12 protein-coding genes are annotated in these 12567 nt (G+C 68.4%); 2 read left to right on the forward strand and 10 right to left on the reverse strand.

Going from position 1 to position 12567, the window contains the following annotated elements:
• Window positions 1-108: 108 nt before the first annotated feature.
• The 10 genes from H6900_00320 to coxB form a co-directional block, all read right to left on the reverse strand.
• Window positions 109-1518, reverse strand: coding sequence for an FAD-binding oxidoreductase (locus H6900_00320; protein ID MCC0071709.1), 1410 nt, complete (start codon window positions 1516-1518; stop codon window positions 109-111).
• Window positions 1519-1623: 105 nt separating this feature from the next.
• Window positions 1624-2208, reverse strand: coding sequence for a GNAT family N-acetyltransferase (locus H6900_00325; GenBank protein ID MCC0071710.1), 585 nt, complete (start codon window positions 2206-2208; stop codon window positions 1624-1626).
• 11 nt (window positions 2209-2219) lie between these two features.
• A complete protein-coding gene (locus tag H6900_00330) occupies window positions 2220-3479 on the reverse strand; it encodes an insulinase family protein (protein ID MCC0071711.1) in 1260 nt (419 codons plus the stop codon).
• Window positions 3479-4879, reverse strand: coding sequence for a threonine synthase (locus H6900_00335; protein ID MCC0071712.1), 1401 nt, complete (start codon window positions 4877-4879; stop codon window positions 3479-3481). Before H6900_00335 ends, H6900_00330 begins: the two co-directional genes overlap by 1 nt.
• 9 nt (window positions 4880-4888) lie before the next feature.
• Window positions 4889-5566, reverse strand: coding sequence for an SURF1 family protein (locus tag H6900_00340; GenBank protein ID MCC0071713.1), 678 nt, complete (start codon window positions 5564-5566; stop codon window positions 4889-4891).
• Between the two features lie 75 nt (window positions 5567-5641).
• On the reverse strand, window positions 5642-6442 hold the full coding sequence (locus tag H6900_00345) for a cytochrome c oxidase subunit 3 (protein ID MCC0071714.1): 801 nt from the start codon (window positions 6440-6442) through the stop codon (window positions 5642-5644).
• 82 nt (window positions 6443-6524) lie between these two features.
• Window positions 6525-7109 (reverse strand): cytochrome c oxidase assembly protein, encoded by a 585-nt coding sequence (locus H6900_00350; GenBank protein MCC0071715.1) that lies wholly within the window; start codon window positions 7107-7109, stop codon window positions 6525-6527.
• Window positions 7106-7315, reverse strand: a complete 210-nt coding sequence (locus H6900_00355; GenBank protein MCC0071716.1) for a hypothetical protein — start codon at window positions 7313-7315, stop codon at window positions 7106-7108. Before H6900_00355 ends, H6900_00350 begins: the two co-directional genes overlap by 4 nt.
• Window positions 7306-8280 carry a protoheme IX farnesyltransferase gene (locus tag H6900_00360; protein MCC0071717.1) on the reverse strand — a complete coding sequence of 325 codons (975 nt, stop codon included), beginning with the start codon at window positions 8278-8280 and terminating at the stop codon, window positions 7306-7308. The genes H6900_00355 and H6900_00360 overlap by 10 nt, the downstream gene beginning before the upstream one ends.
• Before the next feature lie 66 nt (window positions 8281-8346).
• Entirely contained in the window at window positions 8347-9213 is an 867-nt protein-coding gene (gene coxB, locus H6900_00365) for a cytochrome c oxidase subunit II (protein MCC0071718.1), read from the reverse strand.
• Window positions 9214-9479: 266 nt separating this feature from the next.
• Between coxB and tldD the strand changes: the two genes are divergently transcribed.
• Both tldD and dprA read left to right on the forward strand, forming a co-directional pair.
• Window positions 9480-10922, forward strand: coding sequence for a metalloprotease TldD (gene tldD / locus H6900_00370; protein ID MCC0071719.1), 1443 nt, complete (start codon window positions 9480-9482; stop codon window positions 10920-10922).
• A gap of 201 nt (window positions 10923-11123) precedes the next feature.
• Window positions 11124-12284, forward strand: a complete 1161-nt coding sequence (dprA, locus tag H6900_00375; GenBank protein ID MCC0071720.1) for a DNA-protecting protein DprA — start codon at window positions 11124-11126, stop codon at window positions 12282-12284.
• The last annotated feature ends 283 nt before the right edge of the window (window positions 12285-12567 follow it).

Consider the following 12567-nt stretch of genomic DNA (forward strand, 5'->3'; position numbering starts at 1 on the left):
GCAGGACCCTGAAAAGACGCGACAAGGCCAGGGGCCCGCATCACGCGGCAAAGTCGCGCTGGCGCGCGCAGGAGCGGCGGGTGGGTGGGTGGGAGCGACTGCGCGCGCTTATCCCAGAACCGCGCCGGGATTGAGAATGCCCGCCGGATCGAGCGCGCCCTTGATGGCCCGCATCGCCGCCAATCCGGCCGCATCGCCGTAGCGCACCAGATCCCGCGTCTTCAGGCGCCCGATTCCGTGTTCCGCGCTGATCGAACCGCCCATCGCGTTCACCAATCCATGAACGGTCTCGGTGATGGCCGGACGCAGCGCGTCATAGGCGTCGCGATGCCGCCCCTCGGCCGGAAAGACGTTGTAATGCAGGTTGCCGTCGCCGACATGGCCGAAACAATTGACCCGCATGTCGCCCAGGGCCCGCAGCGCCGCGTCGGCGCGGGCGATGAACGCGGGCAACGCGGCCAGCGGCAGGGCGACGTCGTGGCTGGCGATCGCGCCGACCAGGCGATTCGCCTCGGGGATGGCCTCGCGCAGGGACCAGAACTGCGCCCGATGCGCGGCACTGGTGGCGATCACGCCGTCCTGGACCAGCCCCTTCGCCAGCGCCACTTCGAACAGCGCGCTCAGCGCCTGCTCCGGGTCCAGTGCGGCCACCAGCCCCAGGTCAATCAGCACCGACCAGTCGGGCGGATCGGCAAAGGGCTGGCGTTGACCGGGCAGATGCCGGGCGACGAACCTGGGACCCTGCCCGCCGATCAGCTCAAAGGCCGAGACCCCCTCGCCCAGCCGCTCTTGCGCCAGCGCCAGAAGGGCCAGCGCGGCCTCGGGCGAGGGCACGGCCAGCATCGCCGCGCCGGTGCGCGCCGGGCGCGGGAACAGGCGCAGCGCGGCCGCCGTGATGACCCCCAGCGTCCCCTCGGAACCGATCAGCAGATGCCGCAGGTCGTAGCCCATGTTGTTCTTGCGCAGCCGCTTCAGACCGCCAACCACCGAGCCATCGGCCAGCACCGCCTCGACGCCCAGGCACAGCTCGCGCATGGTCCCCCAGCGCAGAACATTTGCGCCGCCCGCGTTGGTGGCCAGCAGCCCCCCGATTCGCGCCGAGCCCTGGCTACCCAGCGCCATGGGGAACAGCCGGTCCGCCTGTTCGGCCCGCGCCTGGACATCGGCCAGCACCGCGCCCGCGTCGGTCACCAGCACGTTCCCGGCGACGTCGATGTCGTGCAGGCGGGTCATGCGTTCGACCGACAGGATCAGGGGCAGCGGCCCGTCCGGCATGACCTGCCCCCCGACCAGCCCGGTGCCGCCCGCGTAGGGCACGACCCCGACCCGCGCGGCCTGGGCCGCGCGCAGGATGACCGACACCTCGGCGGTCGAGGCCGGCCGCGCCACCGCCCCCGCGCAGCCATGCATCCGCCCGCGCAATTCGACCAGGTAGCGCGCCTCGGGCGCGATCAGCGTGCCCGGAGGAAGCATGCCCGAAAGACCGTCCAGAAAGGCGCCGTCGCAAGGGTTCAGCATGGCAGACCCCGTGCGCCGTCATCCGCCGCGTGACCCGGCGCCACCCGCGGGCCGACCACCGACCACCCGGCGGGGCCGCCCCGAAGCCGCCGCAGGAGGGCCGGCTCAACCGACATCGGTGCGCCCCCGCCGGTCGCCGCGCAGGTTGGAATAGAGCACATGATTGCGCCAGCGGCCGTTGATCTGAAGATAGCTTTGCGCGACGCCTTCGTATTTGAAGCCGGACTTTTCCAGCACCGCGCGCGAGGCGGCGTTTTCGGGCAGGCAGGCAGCCTCGATCCGCGAGAGGTCGAGTTCGGTGAACGCGTGGTGCACCAGCGCCCGCAGCGCCTCGCGCATGTAGCCGTTGCGGGCAAAGGGCTGGCCGATCCAGTAGCCGACGGTGCCCGATTGCGCGGGCCCCCGGCGGATGTTGTCCAGCGTGATCGCCCCCAGGATCTGGCTGTCGCTGCGCCGGAACAGGAACAACGGCAGCCCGGTGCCTTGCGTGCGCATCCGCGCGGCCCATTGCACCCGCCCGGTGAACGCCCGGCGCGAGAGGTGATCCTCGGCCCAGGTCGGCTCCCACGGCGTCAGGAACCCGGCCGAGGCCACACGCAGGGCCGACCAGCCGCGATAGTCCGCGTGCTCGGGCAGGCGCAGGATCATGCGTTCGGTTTCCAGCCGGAACTTCCGCTTGGGGGCCAGCAGGAAACCGCCCATCACGCCACCAGCCTTTCGCGCAGCGCCTCCAGCGAGGGGGCGCCCGCCACCGGGCCATACAGCGCCATGCTGACGCGCGCCTCGGACACCAGCCGTTCGGCATAGGTGCGGATCGCGGGCAGGTCCACGGCGTCGATCTTCTGGATCGTTTCCTCCAGGTCCGGCACGCGGTCCCAGATCGCCATCAGCCGCGCCAGACGCTCGGCGCGGCTCGACGGGCTTTCCAGCCCCATCAACAGACCCGCCTTCATCTGGGTGCGGGCGCGGGCGACTTCGGTTTCGCTCAGATCCTCGGCCGCGCGCTTCATCTCGTCCACCGTCAGCGTCGCCAGTTCGGCAAGGTCCTCTTCGCCGGTGCCGGCGTAGATCGTGATCGCGCCGGTGTCGTCATGCGCGCCGGCCTGCGCAAAGGTCGTGTAGCACAGGCCGCGTTCCTCGCGCAGTTTCTGGAACAATCGCGAGGACATGCCGCCGCCCATGGCCGCAGCATAGATCTGCGCGGTGAACAGGTCGGGGTCGCGAAACGCCGGGCCCTCGAACGCCAGCGCGATATGCGCCTGCTCCAGGTCCTTGACCTCGCGCCGTTCGTTGACGTGGAACCGCGCGGGGGCAGCCTGCGGCATGACCAGCGCCGGCAGATGGCCGAACAGCCCCTCGGCCAGTGTGACCAGCATGTCGTGCTGCACCGCGCCCGAGGCCGCGAGAATCATCTGCCCCGGCCCGTAATGTCCGGTCACGAAGCGCCGCAGATCGGCCGCGTCGTAGCGTGCGATCCGGTCGGCGGGGCCCAGAATCGGCCGGCCCAGGGGCTGGTCGGGATAGCTGGCCTCTTGCAGCCAGTCAAAGATCACGTCGTCGGGCGTATCGGCGGCCTGGCCGATCTCTTGCAAGATGACATGGCGCTCGACCTCGATCTCGCGGGCCTCGAACGCGGGGTTCAGGACGATATCGGCGATCACGTCCAGCGCCAGGGGCACGTCGGCCTGAAGCACGCGCGCGTAATAGGCCGTCATCTCGCGCGAGGTATAGGCGTTGATGTAACCGCCGACGTCCTCGATTTCCTCGGCGATCTGCAAGGCGGTGCGGCGCGCGGTGCCCTTGAACGCCATGTGTTCCAGGAAATGCGCGATGCCGTTCTGTTCGGCCTGTTCGTGGCGGGCGCCAGCCGTCACCCAGATCCCAACCGCCGCCGAGGCCAGCCCCGGCATGGGTTCGGTGACGATGCGAAAGCCGTTCGGCAGCGTGGTGACGCGGTGCATCAGGCGCCCGCCCCCATGCCGATCCGGTCGAGAATCAGCGCCTGGAGCGCCGCGCGGTCACTGGTCATGCGCGTCACCCGCTCGGGCCGATCGAACAGGTCGGCCATGCGCGGGGGCAGCGGCGGGCGCAGCCCGGTGGCGCCCTCGACGGCATCGGGAAACTTGGCCGGGTGGGCGGTGGCCAGCGTCACCATCGGGTTGCGGCCCTGGTGATCCTCGGCCACGGCGACACCGACGGCGGTATGCGGGCAGATCAGCTCGGCCGAGGCCGCCAGCGTGGCGGAAATCGTGGCCGAGGTTTCCTTTTCGCTGACCCGGCCGGATTCGAATTCGGCGCGCAGGGCCTGCAATGCCCCCTGGCTGACGGTGAAGGTGCCGCGCGATTTCAATTCGTCCATCACCTGCGCGACCGCATTGCCGTCACGGCCATAGGCATCGAACAAAGCGCGCTCGAAGTTCGAGCTGACCTGAATATCCATCGACGGCGAAATCGACGGCCGCACCCCTTCGGTCTGGTAGATGCCGGTCGTCAGGCAGCGGTGCAGAATGTCGTTCTGGTTGGTCGCGATCACCAGCTTGCCGATCGGCAGCCCCATCTTGCGGGCGATGTAGCCGGCGAAGATGTCGCCGAAATTGCCCGTGGGCACGGTGAAATCCACGGGCCGGTGCGGTGCGCCCAGGCTGGTCGCCGCGCTGAAGTAATAGACGACCTGCGCCAGAACCCGGGCCCAGTTGATGCTGTTCACACCCGCCAGCCGCACCCGGTCGCGAAAGGCAAAGTCGTTGAACATGTCCTTGAGCAGGCCCTGGCATGTGTCGAAATCGCCATCGACGGCGATGGCGTGGACATTCGCGTCCTGGGGCGTCGTCATCTGGCGGCGCTGCACCTCGCTGACGCGGCCATGCGGGAACAGGATGAACACATCCACGTTCGAAAGCCCGCGAAACGCCTCGATCGCGGCCGAACCGGTATCGCCCGACGTCGCGCCGACGATGGTGATCCGGTCGCCTGAACGATCGAGCGAGGCCTGGAACAGCTGCCCGATCAGCTGCATGGCAAAGTCCTTGAAGGCCAGCGTCGGGCCGTGGAACAGTTCCAGCAGGAAATGATCGGGCGCCAGTTGCTTCAACGGCGCGCGCGCGGCGTGGCCAAAGCCCTGGTAGGCGCGCTCGATCAGCTTTTCCAGGTGGCTGTCGTCGAACGTGTCGCCGACAAAGGGCTTGATGACCCGAAAGGCGATTTCCTCGTAGCGCAGGCCGGCCAGCGCCACGATCGCGTCATGCGAAAACTGCGGCACGGTTTGCGGCACATACAGGCCGCCGTCTCGGGCCAGCCCTGTCAGCATCGCCTGCTCGAAGGTCAGAACGGGCGCGCTGCCCCGGGTCGAGATATAGTGCATCAGAGTTCCTCAAGCCTTGCTGCGCTGGATACGCCACAGCAGGGCGAATGTCATCACCGCCCAGACCGCCGCCAGCAGAAACCAGGTGATCGCATATTCCAGATGATCGTTGCGGAAGATCGCCGTGCTGATCGGCACGGTGACCAGCGGCGGCGCGGCGGCGCTGTCGTGGCTGGCGACGATCAGGAACGGCTCGGCGTTCAGCGCCCGGGCGATCGGCTCCGCCTCGCGCGAGAACCACAGGCCGTGCGCCAGGTCCGGCGCGGGCGTGTAGGCGTCGGTATCGGCGGGCCAGTCCAGATTGCCGGTCACGGCGACGTTGTCCGCGGCACCGGCGAAGGCTGCGCGCGCGCTCTCGGGCAGAAAGCCCCGGTCCACCAGAACCCGGCGTCCCCCGGCGGTTTCCAGCACCGCGATCACGCGGCTGCCCGGGCCGATCCCCTCGATGCTGGACAGCACATGCACCGCCTCGCCGGTGAAGCGCCCGCTCACGGTCACGGGCAGGAAGCGGTCGCGTTCGGGCGCCGGTTCGGCGGGCAACGCGACCGGGTCTTCGTGCACACGGGCCTCGACATGGGCGATGAGGTCCAGCTTCCACTCCAGCCGGCGCACCTGCCAGAACCCCAGCGACATCAGGATCGCAACACCGACAATCCCGAATATCCCCGCCCCGATCAACCGGCCCATGCCAGCGCCTTTCCTGCAAAGAGAACGGGGGGCACATAGCCCCCCGCGTGTCGATCAGCAAGTCGCGTCGCGGCCTTATTGGCCCCAGACATAGATCGAGGCGAACAGGAACAGCCACACGACATCGACAAAGTGCCAATACCAGGCCGCCGCCTCGAAGCCGACGTGGCGTTCCGGGGTGAAGTGGCCGGCACGCACCCGCAGGTAGCAGATGAACAGGAAAATCGTGCCGATGATCACATGCGCGCCGTGGAAGCCGGTCGCCATGAAGAACGAGGCGCCATAGATGTTGCCGGCAAAGCCAAAGGCGGCGTGGCTGTATTCGTAGCCTTGCAGCACGGTGAAGCACAGGCCCAGCACCACGGCCAGGATCAGACCGTTGGCCATGTCCTTGCGGTTGTTGTCATGCACCAGCGCGTGGTGCGCCCAGGTCGCGGCGCACCCCGACAGCAGCAGGATCAGCGTGTTGATGAGCGGCAGGTGCCAGGGGTTGAAGGTCTCGATCCCGGCGGGCGGCCAGGGGCCGTCCACGGCGGGGTAATCGGGCCCCATCGGATAGAGCGCGTGCTTGAAGAAGGTCCAGAACCACGCCGAGAAGAACATCACCTCGGAGATGATGAACAGGATGAAACCATAGCGCAGGCCGATCACCACGACCGGCGTGTGGTCGCCCGACTGGCTTTCGACGATGACGTCCGCCCACCAGGCATACATGGTGTAAAGCACGCCGACGAAGCCGATCAGGAAGATCCACGGCCCCATGTCGTGCATCCACAGAATGCCGCCGGTCAACATGGTAAAGGCCGAGACCGCGCCGACGAACGGCCAGATCGACGGTGGCAGGACGTGGTAATCGTGGTTCTTTGCGTGGGCCATATGGGTTCCCTCAGACTTTCCCGTTTCTTGCCGCTTGCGCGGTCCTTTCGTTCCCGGCCCCGGTTTGCGGGTGCCGAATTCCTCAGTTCGTCTCGACCGTGGCTGCCTGGCTGTCGTCGGGCAGCTCTGCCGGGTGGAAGGTATAGGACAAGGTGATCGTGGTCAGCCCCTCGGCCTGGACATCGGGATCGTCGAGGATGTCCGGATCGACATAGAAGGTGACCGGCATCTGCACCCGTTCACCGGGTTGCAGAACCTGCATGGTGAAGCAGAAGCAGGCGATCTTGATGAAATACCCGCCCGCCGAATAGGGCGTCACGTTGTAGCTGGCCGACCCCGCGATCACATGGTCGGTGGGGTTATAGGCCTCGTAGAACGCCATCCCGGTCTCGCCCAGCCGCAGGCGCATGGTCCGTTCGACCGGGTGGAACTCCCACGGGAAGCCACGCTCGACGCTGGCGTCGAAGCGGACCTCAACCTCCTGGTCCAGCACCACATCCGAGGGGCGCTCGGCTCGTGCCGTGGTGCCGCCGTAGCCGGTGACACGGCAGAACAGGTTGTAGGCGGGAATCGCGGCCCAGGCCAGCGCACCCATCAGCACCACCACGGCAACGGTCGTCGCCGCCGTCCGGCCAATGCCGTCAAGGCTGCGCCACCACCGCATCATTGGCCCGCCTCCGCCCCGGTCGGGTGGGTGCTGTGACGCGGGCTGAGCTGATAGGTGTGGTCATAGCCCTGCATGTCGCTGCCCTGGCTGATCTTCACCATCGTCAACCCGAAGGTCAGCAAGATGAAGGCCGCCAGCACCAGCCCCAGCCCGACATTGCGGCTGCGGCGGCGGCGGTGCAGTTCGTGTTCCTGTGTCAGCCCCATGTCACCGTCCCCCAATGCGCCAGTTCGGCCAGCCGGTCGGCCCAGGGCGTCGCCTCGACCAGGAAGGCCATGAAATGCAGGAACAGATAGGCCAGGGACAGCGCGAAGAAACGCTTTTCAACGGCGTAATTGTCGGCCTGCGCGGTTTCCTCGGGGCGGCGCCAGATGCGGATCGCCCCGATCAGGAACAGCACGTTCAACACCAGCGAGACCGCGAAATAGATCGGCCCCCCGATGGTGGTGAACGCCGCCGCCAGCGCCACCGGCATCAGCGCCACGGTATAGACCAGGATGTGCGCCCGCGTGGCCCGGCGGCCGTGGGTCACGGTCAGCATCGGCACGCGCGCCTTGTCGTAATCGTCGTTCATGAACAACGCCAGCGCCCAGAAATGGGGCGGCGTCCACATGAAGATCACCAGAAACATCAGCACCGATTCGATGCCGATATGGCCCGTCGCGGCGGCCCAGCCGATCATGGGCGGAAAAGCCCCCGCCGCGCCGCCGATGACGATGTTCTGCGGCGTCGAGCGCTTCAGCCACATGGTGTAGACCACCGCGTAGAAGAAGATGGTGAAGGCCAGAAGCCCGCCGGCCAGCAGGTTCGTGGCCAGCGACAGCATCACCACGCTGAGCCCCGACAGCGCCAGCCCCAGGCCCAGGGCTTCGCCGGGCTGGATGGTGCCCGCGGGCAAGGGACGCTTGGCGGTGCGACGCATGACGCGGTCGATGTCCGCATCCCACCACATGTTCAGCGCGCCCGAGGCCCCGCCGCCCAGCGCGATGAAGATGATCGCGGCCAGCGATTCGACCGGGTGCAGGTGCACGGGGGCAACCAGCAGGCCCACCATGGCGGTGAACACCACCAGCGACATGACGCGCGGCTTCAGAAGCTGCACATAGTCGCCGAAACCGGCCTCGCCGGTTCCGCCGCCCTGCACCGCGATATCTGCCTGGATGTCGCTCATCTTACCCCCGGAAAGATCGGGCGCCGCGCGGCGGACTGGCTCCGCGCGCGGCGCCCGGGGTCAACGTCAGTTCGAAGCCGAGGCGAGTTGCGTCGCCGCTTCGGTGTAGCCCGGCGCGGCGGCGAGGTTGGTCGCGCCATGCGATTGCAGCCAGGCGATGTAATCCGCTTCCGGCACGGCGCGGATCTCGATCGGCATGTAGGCGTGCCCCTGACCGCAGAGTTCCGAGCACTGGCCGAAATAGATCCCCGGTTCATCGACGTTGAACCAGGCCTGGGCCAGACGGCCGGGAACGGCGTCCTGCTTGACCGCGAAGGCCGGGATCGTCCACGAGTGGATCACGTCGGCACCGGTGACCTGCACCACGACGTTTCGACCCACGGGCACGACCATCGGCTCATCGACCGCGAGCAGGTTGAAGCTCTGGTCGTAGCCATGCGCCTCCAACTCGTCGGGTTGCAGCAGGTAGCTGGAGAATTCGACGCCGTGGTCGGGATACTCGTAACCCCAATACCACTGGTAGCCGGTGATCTTGATGGTCACATCCGCCTGCGGCATGATCTGCTGGCGGAACAACGCCGGCACGGTGAACGAGCCGATGAAGATCAGGATGAAGATCGGCAGGATCGTCCAGGCGACTTCCAGCGGCGAGTTGTGCGTGAACCGGGCCGGCGTCTGGTTGGCGCGGCGGTTGTAGCGCACGATCACCCACAGCAGCAGCAGGCAGACAAAGGCGGTGATGATCCCGATGATGATCAGCACCATATGGTCGATCCAGTGCGCCTCGTCCGCCAGCGAGGTCGAGGCGATTTGCAGCGCGATCCCCTCGGGATGCGGCGCGCCCCGGACTGGCAGGCCGTCGATGACGGTCTGCGCCATGGCCTGACCGGACAGGGCCAGCGTCAGTGCCACGGCGCCCAGACCGGTGGCCATCTTGGCGGACAGACGGGTGAGGTCCTTGAAAAGATGCATCTTATGTTCCCGTTTTACGCGGCTCTTCGACCGTCATTCTCCTCCGCCGGACGATCAGGGCGCCGGTTCGTGCGGGCATTGCACGGAACGGGGCGCCCGCCGACACGGGCGGTTTCCCTCTCTCCTAAAATCATATTAGCATCGCCAGAACAAGCCAAACCAATGCGTCAGGTTGCCGCCTCTTGATCTGTATCAAGGACGCGCCACACCGACGCGAAAGGACGCAGATGACCGCCACCGCCGCCACGCAGACCCCCGAGGCCCCGTTCCGTCCCTTCGAAACCGCGCTGGACCGCGACAACAGCCTGTCGTTGCTGCGCGGCGCGACCGAGGGCGCGGATGACGGCGAGCTGTTCCTCGAGCGGCGCCGGTCCGAATCACTCGTGCTGGACGACGGGCGAATCCGCAGCGCGGGCTATGACGCGGCCGAGGGTTTCGGCCTCAGGGCGGTGCGGGGCGATGTCGCAGGCTACGCCCACGCCTCGGAACTGAGCGAAAGCGCCCTGAAACGCGCGGTCGGCATGGCCCGTCTGGCGGTGGGATCGGGCGGCGGCACGCTGGCCGCCGCGCCGGCCGGAACCAACCGGCGTCTCTATGGCGATTTCGACCCGATCTCTGATGCCGGCTTTGCCGCCAAGATCGACACGCTGCGCGCCATCGACGAGTATCTGCGCGCGCTGGACAAGCGCGTGGTGCAGGTCACCGCGACCCTGGCCGCCAGCCTGCAGGAGGTGGCGATCCTGCGGCCTGAGGGCAATCTGATCACCGATGTCCGGCCGATGGCGCGGATTTCCATTGCGGTGATCGTGGAACGCGAGGGGCGGCGCGAATCGGGTCATCACGGTGGCGGTGGACGGATCGGCCTGTCGGGGCTGATGGACCCCTCGCACTGGCAGCCCGTGGCGCGCGAGGCGCTGCGCGTGGCGCTTGTGAACCTGGATGCCGTGCCGGCACCCGCCGGATCGCTGGAGGTGGTTCTGGGCCCGGGCTGGCCCGGCATCTTGCTGCACGAGGCCGTGGGCCACGGGCTGGAGGGCGATTTCAACCGCAAGAAGACTTCGGCCTTTGCCGGGCTGATGGGCCAGCAGGTCGCCGCCCGGGGGGTGACGGTGCTGGACGATGGCACGATCCCCGACCGGCGCGGTTCGGTCAGCGTCGATGACGAGGGCACGCCCGGCGCGCGCACCGTCCTGATCGAGGACGGCGTGCTGGTGGGCTACATGCAGGATCGCCAGAACGCCCGGCTGATGGGCGTGGAGCCCACCGGCAACGGCCGGCGCGAAAGCTACGCCCATGCGCCGATGCCACGCATGACGAACACCGTGATGTTGGCTGGCCGCGATGCCCCCGATTCGCTGGTTGCGGGCATGAAGGACGGCATCTGGGCGGTCGGCTTTGGCGGCGGGCAGGTGGACATCACCTCGGGCAAGTTCGTGTTTTCCTGCACCGAGGCCTACCGGGTGACGAACGGCAAGGTCGGCGCACCGGTCAAGGGCGCGACCCTGATCGGCGACGGGCCTTCGGTGTTGAAGAACGTGCGCGGCATCGGCAACGATCTGGCGCTGGACCCGGGCATCGGCAATTGCGGCAAGGCGGGGCAATGGGTGCCGGTGGGGGTTGGCCAGCCGTCGCTGCTGATCGGCGGGCTGACCGTCGGCGGCGTGGCCTAGGGGCGCGGCGACCCAGGGCGGTGGGGGCTGCCGCCCCCACACCCCCGCTTCAAGGGGGGCACGCCCCCCTTGAAAATCCCCGTGCGTATTTCGGACAAGATGATGCGGGGTGTCGCGCATTTATTCGGTGATGCGCGGAATTTCTTCACCACCTGTTAACCTTCTGCCGGCAACCTGCGAATCGAATGAGGCGAGGTTGCGATGGACGGGACTACACTTTCTTCTCCCACACCCTTCACCCCACCCACCACGGAAGAAGACCGCTTGTCGTGGCTTCGCCTCATTCGCTCGCGCCGGGTTGGCGCATCGACATTTCAGCGGCTGATGGCCGAACACGGCAGCGCGCAGGCGGCGTTGGCAGCCCTGCCCGCGCTGGCGGCTGCCGCGGGCGAATCGGATTATGCCCCCTTTCCCACCGAGGCCGCCTGGCGCGAGATCGACAGCGGCACCCGTCGGGGCGCCCGTCTGCTTTTCCTGGGTGCGCCCGGCTATCCGGCGGCGCTGGCCGCGCTGTCGGATCCGCCGCCGGTGTTGTGGGCGCGCGGATGCCAGGCGGTTCTGGACCGTCCCGCCGTGGCGCTGGTCGGATCGCGCAACGCCTCGAGCCTGGGCGGCCGCATGGCGCGCAAGCTTGCCGAGGGGCTGGGGTTCCACGGGTTGACCGTGGTGTCCGGCCTGGCCCGGGGCATCGATACCGTGGCGCATCAGGCGGCCCTGAAGACCGGCACCGTCGCCGTCATGGCGGGCGGTGTCGATGTGATCTATCCCGCCGAGAACGCGCCCCTGGCCGCCGCCATCGCCGACCAGGGCGCGCTGGTGTCCGAACAGCCGATCGGCCTGCAACCGCAGGCGCGCCATTTCCCGCGCCGTAACCGGCTGATCGCGGGGCTGGCCCATGCCGTGGTGGTGGTCGAGGCCGCCGATGGCTCGGGCAGTCTGATCACCGCCCGCGATGCGCTGGACCAGGGGCGCGAGGTGATGGCGGTGCCCGGCCACCCGATGGACGCCCGCGCCGCCGGGTGCAACCGGCTGATCCGCGACGGCGCGCGGCTGGTCGCGGGGGTCGAGGACGTGATCGCCGCGCTCGAGGACAGTCTGGCCGCGCACCCGCCCGTCGCGGCCGCGCGGCGCGCCGCCGATCCGGCGCCGGCGCCGGCGGCGACCGTCACGCGCCCGAATGCCGTGGACACGCTGACCTTGCACCGCCAAATCCTGGACAGGCTCGGCTCGGCCCCGGTGGCCGAGGATCAACTCGTGCGCGATCTTGGCCTGCCGGCCGCCACGCTCGCGCCGGCGCTGCTGTTTCTGGAACTCGACGGTCGGGTGCAGCGCCAACCCGGCGGAATGTTGGCCCGGGCCTGACCCCTCGCCGCGCCCCCCCCCCCTCAGCGCGCGCGACGCGGACGGCCCGGCGGTGACGGCGCGCCCCGCCAGGCCCCTGGCCCGGGTGCCGGAAACTGCCCCGCGCCAGGCCTGTCGCCCCCCGGAATGCCCCCCCGAATGCCCCAAGATTTGCGCCCGGAACATACCACCCGAACCGGCGTGCAAACCGGGGCGCGCGGCCCCTGGGTGGGGCCGGAAAGACCCCGTGCCAAAGCAGCGGCGCACCGGCCTCGCGATTGACATCCACCCGCGTTCGACCCAT

The sequence above is a fragment of the Rhodobacter sp. genome (assembly GCA_020637515.1).
Taxonomy (GTDB): Bacteria; Pseudomonadota; Alphaproteobacteria; order Rhodobacterales; family Rhodobacteraceae; genus Pararhodobacter.